Raw genomic sequence first — 20,052 nt, 5'->3', positions numbered from 1 at the left:
GAGAATAATATTGGAAGAATCGTTGTTTTAATTAGTAATAGAATGGTTGTTGACAAGGTCCTCCGTAACAAGGATAAGGTGCTGGTGGTGGATAAGGTGGATAGAAGGGTCTAGGACCGAAAGCTAATGCTCCACCGAGCAATCCTCCAGCAATTCCAGCTAGAAATGGAACGCCGAAAAATGGAAAGAAGCGTGAGTCGCCTACTGGGCCAATAGGTACTGAACGAACTGGGATTGGTTGATAATATGGATACATGAACAAACCTCCTTTATTGGACTCACTTTTATCATATGGTGGACCAAGTGTGGATGAGCGCGTACAAGAAAGGATATGTACGAAAATAGGCAAATACATGTTACGAATTTTGTAGGGTAAAAAGCGTAATTTCAGGTTTAGCCATAAAGCGGAATGGGACGCGTGTTCTTCCAAGACCTCGATTGACATAGAGAGTCAAATCTCGAATAGTATAGAACCCCTCAATGTAGTGTTTTGCAAGAGCTGGGGTAATAATGGCACCTAAAAAAGGAAGTTGTACTTGTCCGCCGTGGCTATGACCAGAAAGCTGGAGATTGATTGGGTATTTAGCAATTTGTGGTGCGATATCTGGTTCGTGAACAAGGACAATTGTATAAATATTTTGCTGTGCACGTCGTAACGTTTCCTCTATTTTTGGTTTGCCGAGTAATATATCATCGATTCCAAAAATGGAAATTTCGCTATTATCTAGTAAACGAATTCGTTTTTCTTTATTTTTTAAAAGTTGAAATCCAGATTCAAGCATGATGTGATCGTAGTATTCAGTTCCATATCCACCATGGTCATGGTTTCCATAAATGGAGAATTTCCCGAAAGGCGCTTCTATATTTCGTAAAATGGATGCGACAAAAGGGGTCTCAGTATATGTTTGGTAATTATCAATGAGGTCACCAGTAAAAAGGACAATATCTGGTTTTTCGGCATTGATTTTGAAAACAATTTGAGATAAGTGTTGAAGAGAAAAATAGTAACCTAGATGTAAGTCGCTAAATTGAATGATTTTCATACCATGAAAACTTTTTGGTATGAGTGGTGATTTGAGTGTGTGTTGCACAACAGAGAGACAATGTGGCTCTATATATTTCGCATAATAGTAGCCGATGCTAGTGGTTATAAGTGTATAGAGACAAGTGCGTATTCCAGTCTTTAAAAAATTTCTTCTTGTCATTTGCTTCATAGAAATGTGAGTACACCTATTAGACCTATATCAAATATATTTGTCCTATATACAGGTTACTCGAATCTCCTTTCAGTATATTTTTAAAAATATATTTTAGAGTATAAAAAAGTAGTATAGATTACGAAAAATATGAGAAAAAAATTTCTTCACACTAAAATATCAGAAAAGTTTAAAAATATAAAGATTTCTATCAAATAAAATGATAAAATGAACGTGTATTCATTTTTAGGAGGGGATGTATTTGAAAGAAAAGGTAGTTATTATAACAGGTGGATCGAGTGGAATGGGAAAAGGAATGGCGACTCGTTTTGCAAAAGAAGGGGCACGTGTTGTCATTACAGGGCGTACTAAAGAAAAGCTAGAAGAAACAAAGCTAGAGATCGAGCAGTTTCCAGGGCAAGTATTACCTGTGCAAATGGATGTGCGAAATACTGATGATATTCAGAGAATGATTGAACATATTGATGAGAAGTTTGGACGAATTGATATTTTAATAAATAATGCAGCTGGAAATTTTATTTGTCCAGCAGAGGATTTATCTGTGAATGGCTGGAATTCGGTCATTAATATTGTATTAAATGGGACGTTTTATTGTAGCCACGCTGTAGGGAAATATTGGATTGAGAAAGGTATAAAAGGAAATATCATTAATATGGTAGCAACGTATGCATGGGATGCAGGCCCAGGGGTTATCCATTCAGCTGCAGCGAAAGCTGGTGTATTAGCGATGACGAAAACTCTTGCTGTTGAGTGGGGACGTAAATATGGGATACGAGTTAACGCTATCGCACCAGGACCAATTGAACGTACAGGTGGTGCCGATAAATTATGGATTTCAGAAGAAATGGCTAAGCGTACAATACAAAGTGTCCCACTTGGTAGGCTAGGGACACCAGAAGAAATTGCGGGTCTAGCTTATTATTTATGTTCAGATGAAGCTGCATACATAAATGGAACTTGTATGACAATGGATGGTGGCCAGCATTTGCACCAATATCCATTTTAAAAGGGATGAAAAATGAATGATTTATTAATTTTTCTTTGGTTAAATGTGACGAAGCTGTGACATGTGATAGAAATGTGTTTACAAAGGGGAATATATACGTTATATTTAAGACCTCTTTTTTCTTCATAGTAGAATTGCTAATTCCCCTTAGCATTTTACCCCTCTAATCCCTTCAGGAAAACTGAAGGGATTTTTTATTATTTTTCCGTAAATATCGTGTTATAATTTTTGAAAAGTAAAGGGAGGGAAGCACGTTGATAGATGCATTAGATGTAATGAGTAACTTGGATAAAGTCCTTCCTTATTATCAAGCTATTTTTAGTGCTGATGAGCATACAGTAATTGGATATGAAGTTGTAGGACGTATTCAAACAGAAGAGGGCATACAAAGTTTAGCATCTTTCTTCCATGATGATTCTATTCCGAGTGAGTTCCAACTTGAAGCGGATAACATCATTGTAGAAAAAGCGTTAAATAGGTATTTAGAAACGGATCAAAAATTATTATTATTTATACATCGGAATGCTAATGTATTAATGAATGATGAAGATGAAAGTTTACTTCAACTTTTGCTGATGTATGAAGAACAAGGTTTGAACTTACAACGCATTGTTCTGGAAATAACAGAACATGAATGTAAAGAAGATATAGAACAATTTAATCATTTACTTATGTATTATCGTACATATGGTATTCAAATTTCGATTAATAAAGTCGGAACGGGTACAAGTAATTTAGAGCGTATTAGCGTGTTAGCACCGGATATTTTAAAAGTAGATTTAACAAATTTAAGGCAAACTGCACTTTTACAATCTTATCAAGATATTTTATATTCCTTATCTTTACTTGCTAGAAGAATTGGTGCGACATTGTTATATGAAGAAATTGATGCTTTTTATCAACTACAATATGCTTGGAAAAACGGTGGTAGATATTATCAAGGTAATTATTTGAAAGAATGTTTACCTGATTTTATTGAAACGAATGTTTTAAAAGAGCGACTTGGTAATGAATGTCATCAATTTATTCTGCATGAGAAGAAGAAGTTGCAAAAAATTTATAATTTAACAGAGATGTTACGTGATCGAATTGGTGATGTTCTGTCAAAACAAAAAAAGAATGAAGATATAAATGATTGGTTATTACAATTTAGCCAAAGCATATCACAATATAGTTTTCGGATATTTATTTGTAATGAAGATGGTTTTCAACAATCTGGTAATATTATGAAAAAAGATGGTGAATGGATCATTATGCCAGAGTATTATATGAAGAACTGGAGCTGGCGCCCGTATTTTCTAGAAAATATAATGAAAATGCGTTTTGAGAATAAGGCAAGACTTTCAGATTTATATGCTGATATCGAAACTGGTGAAATGGTACGAACATTTTCATTCCCGATTGATGATGAAAACTTTTTATTTATAGATTTATCGTACGAATATTTATATGAAGAAGATGTTTTATTTTAATGCACGAAGAGATTCGTGCATTTTTTTTGTTTGTTTTTATCATAAATTGGTAATAGTGAAAATGATGATGAAAATGCTGTCTATCGTTGTAAAGATTTTACGAACGAAATCATCCCTTTCTTTGCATAATCATTGTTACAATGAATACTACAAAGACAAGCTCTTTTAAAAGGAAGGTGAAAAAATGAAGAAATATGGAATATGGTTTGTTCTATTTATATGTGTTGCCTTTCTAGTTAGCTATAGTGTCACAACTGTTTTAGGAAAAGAAGAAGTGAAAGTGGATCGGAAAGAAGTGTTTACAACGATACAAAAAGGTTATGAGACGCAATTTTCAATTCGCGGGAAGCAAATATCTATGAATAAGATGATAGAGACGTTATCACCATATTTTACAAATAATTTCCTTCAAGTTTTTACAGATGAAAACAGTAGAAATGAAAAACAAAGTGGTGAATATTTACTTCCAGCAAAAGAAGCCCCGTTTTCTTTTAATTCAGAAACAAAAATGTCTTATGATGAAGAACATAAAAATTTATATGTCTACGAGCGGGCAAAGAGTGGACAATATCAAATTGTGACATTGCAAAAGGATAATGGAAAATGGAAATTAGCAGGGTATCATGAAAGTCAGGAACTATTGACTGAAATAAAAAGGTTACAACAATTATGAGAATAGGAATAGGTGTCCCCTATTCCTATTCTATACCGAGTAGCTGTTGTAATTTTTCAATTTGAAAACCTGCGACAACTTCTCCGTCAATTACAACTGTTGGAGTTGAATAGGATTCATAGTCATATAAAAGACGATTGCGTGCAGCAGCGTCTTTTTTTATGTCAAATTCTTCATATACAACGTTATTATGTTTCAAAAATTCTTTTACAATGGTACAAGGTGGACAATCGGGTTGTGTATAAACCTCAATTTTTTTCATTGTAATTCCTCCCTTTTTCTGTTTTTTATTATATTCTGCTAGTATAAAAAGCGCAATAAAGAAGTAAAAAGATGCTCTTTCATCTTTTTACTTCGTATTTCGACAAATTTTAGTTGAGTTTCTGGCCAAGAACCTTTATCCTAGATTGTGGAACGTTTTTTCTGTTATGACGGATAGAATGAGTATAGCTGTAAAACCTATTGGTAGGAAGATCAGAGAAAGGAGAGATTTCATGTCTCTACTCCAAGGAATTTTAACTCGACTTGTTAGTCTACAAGAACAAGCTGAAAGCGGTGAAGTAGCACAACGCTATTTTGAAGTGAACGGTGAGCGCAAATGTAGCGTGAAATTTTTCGATAAAAGTGAAATGTATGAGTTAGAAGTGTATCAACAAGGTGAAAAACCTCAAGTGTATCAATTCGATAACATCGATATGGTTGCAATTGAGATTTACGATATCATTTCTTGATACATATAAAAAAGGTACTGCCAAATGGCGGTACCTTTTTTAGTTATATTAATTAATGGGCTATATAGGTAGTAGAAGTTGTAATTTAAGTCGCGATTAAATAAAAGAGTTTTTACAAATGTATATGTATAGGAATTTTTCATTTTTCCTACAATGATAGTAAATATTAATAGGAGGTGCAAAGGATGGAACGCTTACCGATTGTTATTTGTCCTAATTGTCACAGTCATGCTGAAATTAATCATGTATTAACCGCCCAGTCTAATCAAAATGTAATTTATACATGTAAGTTTTGTAATTATGTAATTCGAAATATTGAAACGAATAAAGGGTAGTAAGTTATAATTTTTGTTTTTGTCCCATACAATGAGAATACGAAAAGTCTGTCTAATTGAAAGGACGTGACTATGTGGACGGTGAGTATACATTTTATAATGTTTCAGAGAGACATTTGAATTTTGATATGGTATTTAACCGTATTTGTAGTTTCATTGAAAAGGATCCACGAAATTTATATCGATTATCTATTGGGACAGACTCACAAGCGCATCAAAAGGATACGAGGTTTATTACAGCGATACATATTCATCGGGTTGGAAAAGGAGCATGGGGATGTTTGCATCATAAATCAGTGAAAAATAAGCCAGCAACGTTGCGAGAGAAAATATATTTAGAAACACAGTTTAGTCAAGAAATCGCCTATCTATTTACTCCCAATCATATACAAGCAATATGGGATTTATTGCACCCATACGCTCAAGATGGAGCAGGATTCATAATGGAAATTCATTTAGATATCGGGAATGATGGTTTAACAAAAGAATTTATTTTAGATATGACGATGAAAATTCAAGCAATGGGATTAACAGCAAAAATTAAACCAGATGCTTATGCGGCATTTAGTTATGCGAACAGATATACGAAATAATGTGAAATGATGTCTATATATTCGCAGTCGTTAAGTATTTTTAACAAAAACTGAATATTACATCTATCAAATAAGCTGAAAATTTTATATGATGCGAGTGCAAGGAGAGGAGCATATGGAAAAGGAATTTGTTTTAACAAGAGAAGAAGAAAATTTATTGTTGGATATTCTGTTTCAGCAAAATTACGCGAGCGAAATTTTAGCGGTGGAGCTTACAGACATTGAGAATGGTTTAAAACAGACAGATGTGACGCAATATAAAAAAATCACAAGATTGTTTTACCGATTAAAAAATAAAGGGTATTAAGCGCTACCGGAATGGTAGTCTTTTTTTTATGTTGTATGCTAAAATAGCTGTGTATCTTTATTTTTATTAGAAGAATGTTAGGACAAAATAATAATATGAAAACGCCATCATAAAATGTGGATAGGATTGGAGAATATAAGCAGGGGAAATGGGGGATGTAACATGATTAGTATTCCGAAAGATGAGTTTCAACAAATTCTTGTGAAGGATTTAATGATTTCATCAGAAAAAGTAGCACATGTCCAAATAGGGAATGGTTTAGAACATGCTTTACTCGTTCTTGTGAAATCTGGATATTCGGCGATTCCTGTTTTAGACCCTATGTATAAATTACATGGGTTAATTAGTACTGCTATGATTTTAGATGGTATTTTAGGATTAGAGCGCATTGAGTTTGAAAGACTTGAGAATATGAAAGTGGAACAAGTGATGAAGGAAGAGATTCCAGTTCTTATGTTAGAAGATTCTTTTGCAAAAGCTTTGGAAATGACAATTGATCATCCTTTTATTTGCGCTGTCAATGAAGAAGGTTACTTCGAGGGTATTTTAACACGTCGGGCTATTTTAAAATTGTTGAATAAAAAAGTGAGACAGCATAATCGATAACGTAGGGAAAGTGACTTCACAGAAAAGGCGAAGTCACTTTTTTTCGTGCATATCAGTTGTGTATGTATTATATTTAAAAAGACATGAAACATAAGAAAAGTTTGAACTAACAAACCGTTCTAATGTATAAAAGTATTCAATTAAATTAAGGATGAAATGCTTATTAAAATTAGGTGTATGGAAGCTAAGGAAAGAGGGAAAAAGTTGCAAATTGATGATTTTCAAATGATGGTTGTGTTAGCTCAGGAATCAAATATGAGAAAAGCGGCGGAACGTTTATTTGTTTCCCAACCTGCGCTTAGTCAACGATTACAATCTATGGAGAAACAATGGGGAATGAAATTTTTTATTCGTTCACAAAAAGGATTAACAATTACACCTGAAGGGGAAAAAGTTGCAAATTATGCAAAAGAAATATTACAACGGGAAGAGGATATTAAAAGTGAACTGGCTCTTTTTAGAACGGAAACATACGGTACGTTAAAAATAGCTGTTGCATCAGTCATTGGGCAATATTGGCTTCCGCCTGTTTTGAAAAAATTTGTGCATAAGTATCCTTCTGTGAAGATATCTCTGTTTACTGGCTGGAGTAGTGAAGTGCAAAAGCAATTTTATGAAGGAGACGTTCATGTCGCCATATTAAGAGGAACACAAGAATATAAAGGTCAGAAGCAACAATTATTTGAAGATGAATTATATTTAGTTGATAAAGAAATAAAAGATATTTCGATGTTAAAAGAGACAAATAGACCATTTATTCAATTTAAAAGTGATTCGACCTACTATGGACAAATACAAAATTGGTGGTATGGATTATTTTCAAATCCACCTAAGCGAACGATTGTAGTTGACCAAATTGAAACGTGCAAACAGCTTGTTTTAAATGGAATAGGTTATGCTCTTTTACCTTCTACTGTTTTAAAAGAAGTGCAGGGAAATATGTATAAAACACCTGTTCAATTAACGAGAGAAACATGGTTATTGACGAGTGACTCGGCAAGGCAGTTGAAGCAAGTGCAAGCATTTTTAGAGATTATAGAAGAAATTCAAATGGAAAAATAAGATTATTGTCTTGCTACTCGCTCTATCGTTTGGTAGAGTAACATTATAAATGGATTTAGGAGGCAACAAGAATGAAAATGATGGACGCTAACGAAATTATTTCGTTTATTCAAAACAGTGAAAAGAAAACTCCTGTAAAGGTATACATAAAAGGGGATTTAAAAGAAGTAACATTCCCTGAAACAGTACAAGCATTTGTAAATAAAAAATCTGGTGTATTATTCGGAGAATGGTCTGAAATTAAGACAATTCTTGATGAAAATAACACGCACATTGTTGACTATGTAGTTGAGAACGACCGTCGTAATTCTGCAATTCCAATGCTTGATTTAAAAGGTATTAAAGCTCGTATTGAGCCAGGCGCGATTATTCGTGACCATGTAGAAATTGGTGACAACGCTGTTATCATGATGAATGCAACAATTAACATCGGTGCTGTAATTGGTGAAGGTACTATGATCGACATGAACGCAGTGCTTGGTGGACGTGCAACAGTTGGTAAGAACTGTCACGTAGGTGCAGGTGCTGTACTTGCAGGTGTTATTGAGCCACCTTCTGCAAAACCAGTTATCGTTGAAGATGATGTTGTAATTGGTGCAAATGTAGTTGTTCTAGAAGGCGTTACAGTAGGTAAAGGTGCAGTTGTAGCAGCAGGAGCTGTTGTAACAGAAGATGTGCCTCCATATACAGTTGTTGCGGGAACTCCGGCACGTGTAATTAAAGAAATTGATGAGAAGACAAAAGCAAAAACTGAAATTAAACAAGAGCTTCGTCAATTAAACCCAGAGAAATAAAAAATAAAAAGCGTAAGAGCACGAATGTGCTCTTACGCTTTTTATAGATAGAGGTGCAAAAATGACAGTAAGCAAATTTGTTCAAGTTCGTAGAGAGTTACATAAAATTCCGGAAATCGGATTTAAAGAGTGGAAAACACAACAGTATATTTTAGATTATATAGGAACGCTTCCTAATGAATATTTGGAAGTGAAAACATGGAAAACAGGTGTAATTGTTAAAGTAAATGGAAAAAATCCAGAAAAAATAATAGGTTATCGTGCAGATATAGACGGTCTACCAATTACAGAGGAAACGGGATATGAATTCTCTTCTGTCCATGAAGGAATGATGCATGCATGTGGGCATGATTTGCATACAACAATCGGTTTAGGACTTCTAACAGCGGCTGTAAGCGAAAGAATAGATGATGATCTTGTGTTTATATTCCAACCAGCTGAAGAAGGTCCAGGTGGTGCACTTCCTATGTTAGAAAGCGATGAGTTAAAAGAATGGAAGCCTAATATGATTCTTGGACTTCATATTGCGCCTGAGTACTCTGTGGGAACAATTGCTACAAAAGAAGGTTTATTATTTGCGAATACATCAGAGTTATACGTTGATTTAAAAGGAAAAGGTGGACATGCTGCATATCCGCATACAGCAAATGATATGATTGTTGCAGCGAGTCATCTCGTTACACAACTTCAATCAGTTATTAGTCGTAATGTGAACCCTCTTGACAGTGCGGTAATTACAATTGGGAAGATTACAGGTGGTACAGTTCAAAACATTATCGCAGAAAAGTCTCGTTTAGAAGGAACAATTCGAACGCTATCAGTGGAATCAATGAAACGTGTTAAAAGCCGAGTTGAGGCAATTGTTGCGGGAATAGAAGCTTCTTTTCAATGTGAAGCTGTTATTGACTACGGAGCGATGTATCATCAAGTGTATAACCATGAAGAGTTAACGAGAGAGTTTATGCAATTTACACGTGAACAAACGAATATGGACGTAATTACATGTACGGAGGCAATGACAGGTGAAGACTTTGGTTATATGCTTCGAGAGATACCTGGATTTATGTTTTGGCTTGGAGTAAATTCAGAATATGGTTTACATCATGCGAAATTAAAACCAGACGAAGAGGTTATTGAGAAAGCAATTGTATTTTTAAATCAATATGTGAAGTGGAAGGGAAATAGAAAGTGAATTTACTCGCTAATTGTGCAACAGTTTAGAGTGAGGACTTCTTAGTTCAGAGACGAAAACATCTTTCGTATTTGTTAGTGTTAGACATCTTCATACAAATGAGTAAAGTTAAATTTGACGTATTAATAATGAGCAGGGGGTTTTTAGCCACTGCTCATTATTAATTATTGCTAATAGGGAAGATAATTATTTAACTACCCTATATATGTTTACTTTTAGTATGAAAAGTGTGTAAAATCAATGTGATACATAGAAAAAAGGGTGGGGAATTACGTGCAAATTAGCAGTGCGATTTTATGTTTCGTCTTATATGCATATGTTATTATTGCGGCGGTTTATTTTGGGATAAGTTTTTACGCCTATCGTTTAGCAAATAATAGTGAATATGAAGAAACATACAAATGGGTGAAAAGATATTTGTCACCTGTACTAGAAATTATGAATGGATTTGTTCTTTTTTTATTTATTGGATTAATTGCTTTCTCAACGAGTTTAGTAGGGAATAAGACTACATTATTTGTACTAGGTATCATTATTTTTATGCTATTAGGAATTCGGATTGGTAATACGGTGTTTTGGAACGAAAGAAAAATAGATGGTTGGACAGGGATGTTTATTCCATGTATGTTAGCTGCAATCGTGACGAATATAGAACATGAATATTATCAATTACATTTTTGGCTTATCATTGTTTTAACAATCCTCTCTGTTTTGTATATAAGTACTGTCGTGCTAACATACATTGCAAATGAAAAAGGAGATGCAAAAGGTGCGCGCTTCTTTAGAGGGCGTGCATTATTATGGAGTGTACCGACGATGGCAGTTATAGGAATTATTGCGATATTAGTAAATGGATATCAATTTACTAATTGGCAACTGTTTTTAGAAACTTGGTGGATTTTTATTGTTTCGCTTATAGCTTTTTTAGGCGCAACACATTATTTATTCCATCAACATCATTACATATTGGCACTGTTATTCGCATTTACACAACTTTTATTTGCTTTTTTCGGACAAGAAACGCTATTGTTCGTTTTTGAAACATTTAGTTCATTTGGAAATATATTTGTATTTGGTATGTTAATTTTCGGTATCGCGTTTTATTTACAACAGTATTTTTATATGCAAAAACAAAAATAAGAATTATATACGGGTTTTTGTAGCAAATCTAAAGTATGTTACAATAAAAGTACATAGTACTTGATGTTATTGGAGGAATTCCTGTGGGCGAAAAAGAGAAAGAATTTGCTGTTATTGGGCTTGGCCGTTTTGGTGGAAGTATTTGCCGTGAATTAGCTCAATTAGGTATGGAAGTAATGGCAATTGATTCAGATGAGGATAAAATTAATGAGTTTGCAAATATAGCTTCGCATGCTGTAATTGCAGATTCAACAGATGAGATGGTATTAAAAAGTCTTGGTATTCGTAATTTTGATCATGTAGTCGTTGCTATTGGAGATAATTTGAATTCAAGTATTTTAACAACGTTAATTTTGAAAGAATTAGGTGTGAAAAATATTACTGTGAAAGCTCAAAATGACTATCATGAAAAAGTGTTAAGTAAAATAGGGGCAGATCATATTGTGCATCCAGAACGAGATATGGGAAAAAGGATTGCTAATAATATCGCATCAAGTAATGTGTTAGATTACCTAGAGCTTTCAGATGAGCATAGTATTGTAGAGATTATCGCAAATAAAAAAATTGATGGGCACTCTTTAATTGAATTAGATATTCGTGCGAAGTTTGGTTTGAACATTGTAGCAATTAAACGTGGGAAAGAAGTTATCGTATCTCCTCGAGCTACAGAAAACATTCAGGCGGGAGATATATTAATTGTAATTGGTCATGACGATGAAGTAGATCGTTTTAAGCATTTTTTAAGATAAGAGAAAAGGACAATGCCGAGGAGGCATTGTCCTTTTTCTTATATTTCCATAATGATTGGTAAAATCATTGGACGACGTTTCGTTTTTTCGTATAGGAATGGTGCTAATGTGTCTGTAATCTCATTTTTAATTTCAGACCATTGTGTTGTTTTTCGCTCCATTACTTTTTCTAAATGTGTTGTAATTAATGTTTGAGCATCGTTGATTAAATCGCTGCTTTCACGCATATAAACGAAACCACGCGAGATGATATCAGGTCCTGCTGCAACTTTAAATTCTTTCATATCAATGCTTACAACTACAATAACAAGTCCTTCTTCAGAAAGAATGCGACGATCACGTAATACGATATTACCGATATCTCCAATACCATTTCCATCGATATAGACAGAGCCAGATGGGATTTTCCCAGCTACGCTTGCTTCATCTGAACGTAAAGCAAGAACATCTCCATTATCCATGGTGAAACAGTTTTCTTCTGGAATACCACAATCATTCGCTAATTTCATATGCATACGTTGCATACGATACTCACCATGAATTGGCATGAAATACTTCGGTTTCATTAGACGTAGCATTAGTTTTTGCTCTTCTTGTCCACCGTGTCCACTCGTATGAATATTTGAGAGTTTACCATGGATTACATCAGCGCCAGCACGATACAACATGTTAATTGTACGGCTTACACTAATTGTATTGCCTGGGATTGGTGAAGAAGAGAAAACAACTGTATCGCCAGGGATAATTTGAATTTGACGATGTGTACCATTGGCAATACGTGAAAGTGCTGCCATTGGCTCCCCTTGACTACCTGTACATAAAATAACAACTTTATTAGTTGGTAGGCGGTTTAGCTGAGATGTGTCTATGAATGTATCCTTTGGACACCGGATATAACCAAGGTTTTGTCCGATTTCAATAGCTGCCTCCATACTGCGACCGAATACAGCTACTTTACGATTGTTTTCAACAGCAGCCTCAACGACTTGTTGTAAACGATGGATATTCGATGCAAAGGTTGCGAATATAATACGACCGTCTACTTTGCGGAATACATCTTGAATACTATCACCAACGCGGCGCTCAGACATCGTAAAGTTTGGCACTTCACTGTTTGTACTATCAGATAAGAGACAAAGTACACCGTCTTTTCCGATTTCGGCCATTTTTGTTAAATCTGCTGGCTCACCGACTGGTGTGAAATCAAATTTGAAATCACCTGTATGAACGACTTGTCCTTGAGGTGTTTTCACAACAACTCCGTATGAATCCGGAATACTGTGAGTTGTACGGAAGAAGGAAACAGATGTCTTTTTAAATTTAATAACATCATCTTCTTGAATTTCATAAAGTTTTGCTTTACGAAGTAATCCGTGCTCTTCTAATTTGTTTTTTATTAGGGCAATTGCTAATTTTCCGCCGTAAATTGGAATGTTTACTTGACGTAATAGATAAGGAATTCCACCGATATGATCTTCGTGACCATGTGTAATGAATAACCCTTTAATTTTATCTTCGTTTCGCACAAAATAAGTGTAATCTGGTATTACATAATCGATCCCGAGGAGTTCGTCTTCTGGAAATTTAATTCCAGCGTCAATTATAATAATTTCATCTTGAAATTGAACAGCATATGTATTTTTACCGATTTCACCAAGACCACCGAGAGCAAAAACGGCAACTTGATCATTTTTTAGGAATTTCATATGACTATACGATCTCCGCTAATATTAAATCAGCGTTTTGTTTTTCATATTCAAGATGAGCTCCAGTAACAGACTGAACGAACTCGATATTATATGCGAACTTCTGTAATTTTTTACGAACATCCTTTTGAGACGTAGCCTCTAAATATAAAACTTTTGTATTTTCACGTACTGGGACCTCAGTTAATTTTTCTTGATAAAATACTTTAAAAATCATTGGGGAAACCTCTCCTTGTCTATGTTTTGCATTATCTGTTACTTATTATAAAGCAAACAGTCACGATTTTCATGTTTTTTCGAATGAGAATGAAGAAAAAGCCCGAAATGGGCACAATTTAAGCGATAGTCTTCTTACGGACTAAATCGTTTAAATAACGCTTGAGCTTTTTCTTCAGCTTCTTCAGCATGATTACTCCTTCCTTTCCTTATTTTAAACATGCATATTACTAATGATAACTCCGTCTCCCGTATAAGAAAGAAGATTAGAAGTGAATAGTGAATCTTGTTCTTTTTAGTATAGTGTAAGTTATCCTATAGTAACGATTAGTAGCCGTTAGTTATAGATATAGTATGAGGAAGAATAGAAAAGAAAATTCATCCGAACAAGTATCCACATTTTTTTACTAATAGTATATGCACATTTCATAAATAAGGTCAGAAAGTGAACGCTTTCTTCACAGATGTTTAATATGTTATACTTTTTTTTGAAATTTGAAAAGTGATAATCAAAATAGGAATATAGAGTGCCAGAAAGGATTTTGACAAATGAATGATAAAATTGTCTTTTTTGATATTGATGGAACATTATTAGATCATGATAAAAAAATTCCGCAATCTACAAGAGATGCAGTAAGAGACTTACAAGAAAAAGGTGTGCATGTAGCGATTGCGACAGGGCGTGCGCCATTTATGTTTGAAGATATTCGTGAGGAACTCAATATACATAATTATGTTAGTTTTAACGGACAGTATGTTGTATTTGAAGATGAGGTAATATTTAATAATCCGTTACACCCAGCTGCTCTACATAAGTTTACTCAGTTTGCAAAACAAGAAGGATATCCACTTGTATATCTTGACCATCAAGAAATGAGAGCGTCAGTGGAATATCATGATTATGTAAAAGAAGGTTTTGGAAGCTTACAATTCGAGCACCCGGCATATGAACCTGATTTTTATGAGAAACGCGATATTTATCAAACGCTTCTTTTTTGTGAAGTAAACGAAGAAGAAAAGTTTATTCATCATTATCCAGATTTTCATTTTATACGCTGGCATGCATATTCAATGGATATTATTCCTAATGGTGGTTCTAAGGCAAAAGGGATTGAGAAGTTTATTGAGAAAATAGGATTTAATCGTGAACAAGTATATGCATTTGGGGATGGATTAAATGATTTAGAAATGATTGGAGCAGTAGGAACGGGTATTGTGATGGGGAATGGTCATGAGGATTTGAAAAAACTTGCTAATTATGTGACAAAAGATGTTAATGAAGATGGTATTTATCACGGATTAAAGTGGGCTGGCTTGTTATAAGTAAGTGTGGAACCCATTTCATATAATAAAAAGGCGGAAGGTTAACTTCCGCCTTTTTATTATTATCGCTCTAGAGGTTTTGAATCATCGGGAGCCACAAATGGATTGTCTTTATTAATATGATCATAGAACATAACACCGTTTAAATGGTCGATTTCATGTTGGAATACAATTGCTGGTAAACCTTTTAATCGCAGTTTTACGTCTTCACCGTTAATCGTTGTTGCCTTTACTGTAATTCTTGTGTAACGAGGGACATAACCAGGTACTTCACGGTCTACAGATAGACAGCCTTCACCATTTTGTAAATATGTACGTTCAACAGAATGACTAATGATTTTTGGGTTAAATAATGCGTAGCTATATAACGTACCGTTCGTATCAGTTACATGAACCGCAATCATTTTCTTTGAAATACCGATTTGTGGAGCCGCTAATCCGATTCCGGGGCGTAAATTATATTTTTCAGCCATTTCAGGGTCCTGGCTATTTATTACAAATTCAATCATTTCTTTAAGGGTATTTGTATCTTCCTCGCTAGCAGGTAAGGAGACCTCTTCTGCGACGTCGCGCAAAATAGGATTTCCTTCACGAATTACCTCATTCATTGTAAGCATATGTAATCTCTCCTTTCTTCTTTAGTCTACCAAAGGAGATAAAAAAAGTCATCGGCAAGTAAGGAAGAGCTACTTGGAAACAAATCTTCTACAGATAAGTTATGTACTAAAAAGAAAAGACGGCAAAGCCGTCTGTTTCTTTCCATAGTTGTTTCATTTTACATTAATTAGCGAATGCAAGCAGCGCCAACGATAATTAAAAGGATAAACAACACAACGATTAAGGCGAAGCCGCTTCCAGATCCGCCATAAGAACCGCCATAACCGTAGGAAGGATATGAACAAGTTGTTGGATAGCAATATGAGTATCCGTACATGAGATGACCTCCTTTATCATTTCCCGCTAATACTGCGGTTACTATAATGTATGGAGGAATGATCAGAAATGTATAGGTATTTACCTAAAAAAGGAAGAAGTGTTTGTATAATTTTATTGAGAAGAGAGAAAAACTAAAGAGAATTAAATCGTTTACATATTATTCTAAGAGAAAAAACAAGTTAAAAAGGGAATAATATAACAGTAGGTTATTGCTTACTAATACAGATGTGAAAAATAAAAACACGTTTGTGTAGAGGAAACCTGCATATTATTTATAAAAAAACGTATTCAAAGTAATTGACATCGTAATTAGAATAGTTGTAAACTAAAAAACGTGATCAAGATTGTATTAATATGTTTTTGAAAAAACATTAGTACAGATTGTTAGGTACACAAAATTATTCTCAACCGACAGACAAATTTGTTGGTTTACATTGTTGCGCTTTCAGTCTAGTTAATAGATAGTGAAAGCGTTTCAGAATATGGTTCAAGAGAGGAAGAGGTGAACGGAATGGGTACTAAAACAAAAAAGACCCTATTTAATGTTGATGAGCAAATGAAAGCTATCGCAGCTCAATTTGAAACATTACAAATTTTAAATGAAAAAGGCGAAGTTGTGAATGAAGCAGCTATGCCTGAATTATCTGATGATCAATTAAAAGAATTAATGCGCCGTATGGTGTATACTCGCGTACTAGATCAACGTTCTATTTCTTTAAACCGTCAAGGACGTTTAGGTTTCTACGCACCAACTGCTGGACAAGAGGCTTCTCAATTAGCAAGTCATTTCGCACTTGAAGCAGAAGATTTCATCTTACCAGGATATCGTGATGTTCCACAATTAGTGTGGCACGGTCTACCGTTATATCAAGCATTCTTATTCTCTCGTGGACATTTCATGGGTAACCAAATGCCTGAGAATGTAAATGCACTTGCTCCACAAATCATTATCGGTGCGCAAATCATCCAAACTGCTGGTGTTGCGTTAGGTATGAAACTACGTGGTAAAAAATCTGTTGCAATTACTTACACTGGTGACGGTGGTGCTTCACAAGGTGACTTCTACGAAGGTATGAACTTTGCGGGCGCATTCAAAGCTCCAGCAATCTTCGTTGTACAAAACAACCGTTATGCAATCTCTACTCCAGTAGAAAAGCAATCTGCAGCTAAAACTGTAGCACAAAAAGCAGTAGCAGCAGGTATTTACGGAATTCAAGTAGACGGTATGGATCCATTAGCTGTATACGCAGCAACTGCATTCGCTCGTGAGCGCGCAGTAAACGGCGAAGGCCCTACTTTAATCGAGACTTTAACATTCCGTTATGGTCCACATACAATGGCTGGTGATGATCCAACTCGTTACCGTACAAAAGATATCGAAAACGAATGGGAACAAAAAGATCCAATCGTACGCTTCCGTACATTCTTAGAAAACAAAGGCCTGTGGTCTCAAGAAGTAGAAGAGAAAGTAATCGAAGAAGCAAAAGAAGATATCAAACAAGCAATTGCTAAGGCTGACCAAGCTCCAAAACAAAAAGTTACTGATTTAATGGAAATCATGTACGAAAAAATGCCTTACAACTTAGCTGAACAATATGAAATTTACAAAGAAAAGGAGTCGAAGTAAGCCATGGCTCAAATGACAATGATTCAAGCAATCACTGATGCTTTACGCGTTGAAATGAAAAATGACCCTAACGTACTTGTGTTTGGTGAAGACGTTGGTGTAAACGGCGGAGTATTCCGTGCTACTGAAGGTTTACAAGCTGAATTCGGTGAAGATCGTGTAATGGACACGCCACTTGCAGAGTCTGGTATTGGTGGACTTGCAGTTGGACTTGCACTTGAAGGCTTCCGTCCAGTTCCAGAAATCCAATTCTTCGGTTTCATTTATGAAGTAATGGATTCAGTTTCTGGTCAATTAGCTCGTATGCGTTACCGTTCTGGTGGACGTTGGACTGCTCCAGTAACAATTCGTTCTCCATTCGGTGGTGGCGTTCATACTCCAGAACTACATGCTGATAGCTTAGAAGGATTAGTGGCTCAACAACCTGGTCTAAAAGTTGTTATTCCATCTACTCCATACGATGCAAAAGGTCTTTTAATCTCTGCGATTCGTGACAACGATCCAGTTATCTACTTAGAGCATATGAAATTGTACCGTTCATTCCGTCAAGATGTACCAGAAGGCGAATACACAATTGATTTAGGTAAAGCTGATATCAAACGTGAAGGTACAGATGTATCTGTTATCGCTTATGGTGCTATGGTTCATGCTGCATTAAAAGCTGCTGAAGAACTTGAAAAAGAAGGTATCTCTTTAGAGGTTGTTGACTTACGTACAGTTCAACCATTAGATATCGAAACAATCATCGCTTCTGTTGAAAAAACAGGCCGCGTAGTTGTAGTTCAAGAAGCTCAAAAACAAGCTGGTATTGCAGCTAACGTTGTAGCGGAAATTAACGACCGTGCAATCTTAAACTTAGAAGCTCCAGTTGTACGTGTTGCAGCTGCTGATACAGTATTCCCATTCTCTCAAGCTGAGAGCGTATGGTTACCAAACCATAAAGATATTGTTGAAGCTGTTAACAAAGTAATGAACTTCTAATTTTTAGTTTTTCATGTGCAGAAGAAATCAGCACATGCTGGTTTCTTTTGTACATATTCCATAATAATGAAATGAATCAGGGGGCTGAATTCCGTGGCATTTGAATTTAAACTACCAGATATCGGTGAAGGTATCCACGAAGGTGAAATCGTAAAATGGTTTATTAAACCAGGCGATGAAGTTAATGAAGACGATGTACTTCTTGAAGTGCAAAATGATAAAGCAGTAGTAGAAATACCTTCTCCTGTTAAAGGTAAAGTACTTGAAGTACTTGTAGAAGAAGGAACAGTTGCAATAGTAGGAGATACATTAATTAAATTTGATGCTCCTGGATACGAAAACCTTAAATTTAAAGGTGACGATCACGATGAAGCTCCAAAAGCTGAAGAAGCAGCAGTAGAAGCTCCAGCAGCAGCTACTCCAGCAGCAGCAACTGCAGAAGTAGTAAATGAGCGCGTAATCGCTATGCCATCTGTTCGTAAATATGCTCGTGAAAAAGGTGTAGATATTCATAAAGTAGCTGGTTCTGGTAAGAACGGCCGTGTTGTGAAAACTGACATCGATGCATTTGCAAATGGTGGACAACCAGTAGCAGCAACTGAGGCTCCAGCAGCAGTAGAAGCTACTCCAGCAGCAGCGAAAGAAGAAGCACCAAAAGCACAACCAATCCCAGCTGGTGAATATCCAGAAACTCGTGAGAAAATGAGTGGTATCCGTAAAGCGATTGCGAAAGCAATGGTTAACTCTAAGCATACAGCTCCTCACGTAACATTAATGGACGAAGTAGATGTAACAGAACTTGTTGCTCACCGTAAGAAGTTCAAAGCTGTTGCAGCTGACAAAGGTATTAAATTAACTTACCTTCCATACGTTGTAAAAGCTTTAACGTCTGCATTACGTGAATTCCCAATGTTGAATACTGCTTTAGACGATGCTTCTCAAGAAATCGTTCATAAACATTACTTCAACATCGGTATCGCAGCTGATACAGACAAAGGTCTATTAGTACCAGTTGTTAAAGATACAGATCGTAAATCTATCTTTACTATCTCTAACGAGATCAATGAACTTGCTGGTAAAGCACGTGACGGTCGTTTAGCTCCAACTGAAATGAAAGGTGCTTCTTGCACAATTACAAACATTGGTTCTGCAGGTGGACAATGGTTCACTCCAGTTATCAATCACCCAGAAGTAGCAATCCTTGGTATCGGCCGTATCGCTGAGAAACCAGTTGTGAAAAACGGTGAAATCGTTGCAGCTCCAGTATTAGCATTATCTCTAAGCTTTGACCATCGTTTAATTGACGGCGCAACTGCTCAAAAAGCATTAAACCAAATTAAACGTCTATTGAATGACCCACAATTATTAGTAATGGAGGCGTAATAA

General features: G+C 35.4%; 24 protein-coding genes. 17 read left to right on the top strand and 7 right to left on the bottom strand.

Going from position 1 to position 20,052, the window contains the following annotated elements:
* Positions 1–31: 31 nt before the first annotated feature.
* Positions 32–256: a hypothetical protein gene (locus MR071_RS08580; protein ID WP_142395763.1), complete on the bottom strand. Its 225-nt coding sequence runs from the start codon at positions 254–256 to the stop codon at positions 32–34.
* Positions 257–356: 100 nt separating this feature from the next.
* Entirely contained in the window at positions 357–1,214 is an 858-nt protein-coding gene (locus tag MR071_RS08575; RefSeq protein ID WP_105584695.1) for a metallophosphoesterase, read from the bottom strand.
* 244 nt (positions 1,215–1,458) lie between these two features.
* Here MR071_RS08575 and fadH point away from each other — a divergent pair, with 244 nt between their 5' ends.
* The 3 genes from fadH to MR071_RS08560 all read left to right on the top strand — a co-directional run bounded on the left by fadH (position 1,459) and on the right by MR071_RS08560 (position 4,368).
* Positions 1,459–2,223, top strand: a complete 765-nt coding sequence (gene fadH / locus MR071_RS08570; protein WP_105584696.1) for a 2,4-dienoyl-CoA reductase — start codon at positions 1,459–1,461, stop codon at positions 2,221–2,223.
* A 254-nt stretch (positions 2,224–2,477) separates the two neighbouring features.
* On the top strand, positions 2,478–3,695 hold the full coding sequence (locus tag MR071_RS08565) for an EAL domain-containing protein (RefSeq protein ID WP_002111513.1): 1,218 nt from the start codon (positions 2,478–2,480) through the stop codon (positions 3,693–3,695).
* Positions 3,696–3,879: 184 nt separating this feature from the next.
* On the top strand, positions 3,880–4,368 hold the full coding sequence (locus MR071_RS08560) for a DUF3993 domain-containing protein (RefSeq protein WP_105584697.1): 489 nt from the start codon (positions 3,880–3,882) through the stop codon (positions 4,366–4,368).
* A gap of 25 nt (positions 4,369–4,393) precedes the next feature.
* Here MR071_RS08560 and MR071_RS08555 read toward each other — a convergent pair whose 3' ends face one another.
* A complete protein-coding gene (locus MR071_RS08555) occupies positions 4,394–4,630 on the bottom strand; it encodes a glutaredoxin family protein (RefSeq protein ID WP_105584698.1) in 237 nt (78 codons plus the stop codon).
* A 232-nt stretch (positions 4,631–4,862) separates the two neighbouring features.
* On the opposite strand from MR071_RS08555, the gene MR071_RS08550 reads away from it, so the two are divergent.
* From MR071_RS08550 to MR071_RS08505, 10 genes are all read left to right on the top strand, one after another.
* Entirely contained in the window at positions 4,863–5,099 is a 237-nt protein-coding gene (locus MR071_RS08550) for a YkuJ family protein (RefSeq protein ID WP_000055151.1), read from the top strand.
* A 185-nt stretch (positions 5,100–5,284) separates the two neighbouring features.
* The gene (locus MR071_RS08545) at positions 5,285–5,434 is read left to right on the top strand and encodes a hypothetical protein (RefSeq protein ID WP_002160670.1); all 150 of its coding nucleotides are present in this window, start codon (positions 5,285–5,287) and stop codon (positions 5,432–5,434) included.
* 74 nt (positions 5,435–5,508) lie between these two features.
* Positions 5,509–6,027, top strand: coding sequence for a ribonuclease H-like YkuK family protein (locus MR071_RS08540; RefSeq protein ID WP_002088343.1), 519 nt, complete (start codon positions 5,509–5,511; stop codon positions 6,025–6,027).
* A gap of 115 nt (positions 6,028–6,142) precedes the next feature.
* Positions 6,143–6,334, top strand: a complete 192-nt coding sequence (gene abbA, locus MR071_RS08535; protein WP_002145987.1) for an antirepressor AbbA — start codon at positions 6,143–6,145, stop codon at positions 6,332–6,334.
* 162 nt (positions 6,335–6,496) lie between these two features.
* The gene (cbpB, locus tag MR071_RS08530) at positions 6,497–6,940 is read left to right on the top strand and encodes a cyclic-di-AMP-binding protein CbpB (RefSeq protein WP_098779339.1); all 444 of its coding nucleotides are present in this window, start codon (positions 6,497–6,499) and stop codon (positions 6,938–6,940) included.
* A gap of 177 nt (positions 6,941–7,117) precedes the next feature.
* Positions 7,118–8,002, top strand: a complete 885-nt coding sequence (locus tag MR071_RS08525) for a LysR family transcriptional regulator (RefSeq protein ID WP_242235695.1) — start codon at positions 7,118–7,120, stop codon at positions 8,000–8,002.
* Between the two features lie 71 nt (positions 8,003–8,073).
* The gene (dapD, locus tag MR071_RS08520; protein WP_105584700.1) at positions 8,074–8,796 is read left to right on the top strand and encodes a 2,3,4,5-tetrahydropyridine-2,6-dicarboxylate N-acetyltransferase; all 723 of its coding nucleotides are present in this window, start codon (positions 8,074–8,076) and stop codon (positions 8,794–8,796) included.
* Between the two features lie 61 nt (positions 8,797–8,857).
* Positions 8,858–9,988: an N-acetyldiaminopimelate deacetylase gene (locus tag MR071_RS08515; RefSeq protein WP_242235693.1), complete on the top strand. Its 1,131-nt coding sequence runs from the start codon at positions 8,858–8,860 to the stop codon at positions 9,986–9,988.
* Between the two features lie 273 nt (positions 9,989–10,261).
* Positions 10,262–11,128: a cytochrome C oxidase assembly protein gene (locus MR071_RS08510; protein WP_070144675.1), complete on the top strand. Its 867-nt coding sequence runs from the start codon at positions 10,262–10,264 to the stop codon at positions 11,126–11,128.
* 83 nt (positions 11,129–11,211) lie between these two features.
* The gene (locus tag MR071_RS08505; RefSeq protein WP_000504032.1) at positions 11,212–11,877 is read left to right on the top strand and encodes a potassium channel family protein; all 666 of its coding nucleotides are present in this window, start codon (positions 11,212–11,214) and stop codon (positions 11,875–11,877) included.
* A gap of 38 nt (positions 11,878–11,915) precedes the next feature.
* On the opposite strand, the gene rnjA is transcribed toward MR071_RS08505, so the two are convergent.
* Both rnjA and MR071_RS08495 read right to left on the bottom strand, forming a co-directional pair.
* Positions 11,916–13,583, bottom strand: coding sequence for a ribonuclease J1 (gene rnjA / locus MR071_RS08500; RefSeq protein ID WP_105584702.1), 1,668 nt, complete (start codon positions 13,581–13,583; stop codon positions 11,916–11,918).
* Positions 13,584–13,587: 4 nt separating this feature from the next.
* Entirely contained in the window at positions 13,588–13,800 is a 213-nt protein-coding gene (locus tag MR071_RS08495) for a DNA-dependent RNA polymerase subunit epsilon (RefSeq protein WP_000576437.1), read from the bottom strand.
* 548 nt (positions 13,801–14,348) lie between these two features.
* Here MR071_RS08495 and MR071_RS08490 point away from each other — a divergent pair.
* Positions 14,349–15,122, top strand: coding sequence for a Cof-type HAD-IIB family hydrolase (locus tag MR071_RS08490; protein WP_105584703.1), 774 nt, complete (start codon positions 14,349–14,351; stop codon positions 15,120–15,122).
* 62 nt (positions 15,123–15,184) lie between these two features.
* Here MR071_RS08490 and def read toward each other — a convergent pair whose 3' ends face one another.
* Together def and MR071_RS08480 are read right to left on the bottom strand one after the other, a co-directional pair.
* Positions 15,185–15,739, bottom strand: coding sequence for a peptide deformylase (def, locus tag MR071_RS08485; protein ID WP_105584704.1), 555 nt, complete (start codon positions 15,737–15,739; stop codon positions 15,185–15,187).
* Between the two features lie 167 nt (positions 15,740–15,906).
* Positions 15,907–16,056, bottom strand: coding sequence for a YjcZ family sporulation protein (locus MR071_RS08480; RefSeq protein WP_242235690.1), 150 nt, complete (start codon positions 16,054–16,056; stop codon positions 15,907–15,909).
* A gap of 513 nt (positions 16,057–16,569) precedes the next feature.
* Here MR071_RS08480 and pdhA point away from each other — a divergent pair.
* The 3 genes from pdhA to pdhC all read left to right on the top strand — a co-directional run bounded on the left by pdhA (position 16,570) and on the right by pdhC (position 20,049).
* Complete coding sequence (gene pdhA / locus MR071_RS08475; protein ID WP_097904475.1) at positions 16,570–17,685, top strand: pyruvate dehydrogenase E1 component subunit alpha; 1,116 nt, start codon at positions 16,570–16,572, stop codon at positions 17,683–17,685.
* A 3-nt stretch (positions 17,686–17,688) separates the two neighbouring features.
* The gene (pdhB, locus tag MR071_RS08470) at positions 17,689–18,666 is read left to right on the top strand and encodes a pyruvate dehydrogenase complex E1 component subunit beta (RefSeq protein WP_088097569.1); all 978 of its coding nucleotides are present in this window, start codon (positions 17,689–17,691) and stop codon (positions 18,664–18,666) included.
* A gap of 93 nt (positions 18,667–18,759) precedes the next feature.
* Complete coding sequence (pdhC, locus tag MR071_RS08465) at positions 18,760–20,049, top strand: pyruvate dehydrogenase complex dihydrolipoyllysine-residue acetyltransferase (RefSeq protein WP_105584705.1); 1,290 nt, start codon at positions 18,760–18,762, stop codon at positions 20,047–20,049.
* The last annotated feature ends 3 nt before the right edge of the window (positions 20,050–20,052 follow it).

It is taken from the genome of Bacillus cereus group sp. BfR-BA-01316 (assembly GCF_022664195.1).
Lineage (GTDB): Bacteria > Bacillota > Bacilli > Bacillales > Bacillaceae_G > Bacillus_A.
The sequence above is the reverse complement of the archived record's forward strand: the minus strand, read 5'-3'. Positions and strand labels throughout refer to the sequence as shown.

Coding starts and splice junctions, on each gene's coding strand:
- MR071_RS08580 (WP_142395763.1), bottom strand. CDS start 256: ATGTATCCATATTATCAACCAATCCCAGTTCGTTCAGTACCTATTGGC.
- MR071_RS08575 (WP_105584695.1), bottom strand. CDS start 1,214: ATGAAGCAAATGACAAGAAGAAATTTTTTAAAGACTGGAATACGCACT.
- MR071_RS08560 (WP_105584697.1), top strand. CDS start 3,880: ATGAAGAAATATGGAATATGGTTTGTTCTATTTATATGTGTTGCCTTT.
- MR071_RS08555 (WP_105584698.1), bottom strand. CDS start 4,630: ATGAAAAAAATTGAGGTTTATACACAACCCGATTGTCCACCTTGTACC.
- MR071_RS08550 (WP_000055151.1), top strand. CDS start 4,863: ATGTCTCTACTCCAAGGAATTTTAACTCGACTTGTTAGTCTACAAGAA.
- MR071_RS08545 (WP_002160670.1), top strand. CDS start 5,285: ATGGAACGCTTACCGATTGTTATTTGTCCTAATTGTCACAGTCATGCT.
- abbA (WP_002145987.1), top strand. CDS start 6,143: ATGGAAAAGGAATTTGTTTTAACAAGAGAAGAAGAAAATTTATTGTTG.
- cbpB (WP_098779339.1), top strand. CDS start 6,497: ATGATTAGTATTCCGAAAGATGAGTTTCAACAAATTCTTGTGAAGGAT.
- MR071_RS08525 (WP_242235695.1), top strand. CDS start 7,118: ATGGAAGCTAAGGAAAGAGGGAAAAAGTTGCAAATTGATGATTTTCAA.
- dapD (WP_105584700.1), top strand. CDS start 8,074: ATGAAAATGATGGACGCTAACGAAATTATTTCGTTTATTCAAAACAGT.
- MR071_RS08515 (WP_242235693.1), top strand. CDS start 8,858: ATGACAGTAAGCAAATTTGTTCAAGTTCGTAGAGAGTTACATAAAATT.
- rnjA (WP_105584702.1), bottom strand. CDS start 13,583: ATGAAATTCCTAAAAAATGATCAAGTTGCCGTTTTTGCTCTCGGTGGT.
- MR071_RS08495 (WP_000576437.1), bottom strand. CDS start 13,800: ATGATTTTTAAAGTATTTTATCAAGAAAAATTAACTGAGGTCCCAGTA.
- MR071_RS08490 (WP_105584703.1), top strand. CDS start 14,349: ATGAATGATAAAATTGTCTTTTTTGATATTGATGGAACATTATTAGAT.
- def (WP_105584704.1), bottom strand. CDS start 15,739: ATGCTTACAATGAATGAGGTAATTCGTGAAGGAAATCCTATTTTGCGC.
- MR071_RS08480 (WP_242235690.1), bottom strand. CDS start 16,056: ATGTACGGATACTCATATTGCTATCCAACAACTTGTTCATATCCTTCC.
- pdhA (WP_097904475.1), top strand. CDS start 16,570: ATGGGTACTAAAACAAAAAAGACCCTATTTAATGTTGATGAGCAAATG.
- pdhB (WP_088097569.1), top strand. CDS start 17,689: ATGGCTCAAATGACAATGATTCAAGCAATCACTGATGCTTTACGCGTT.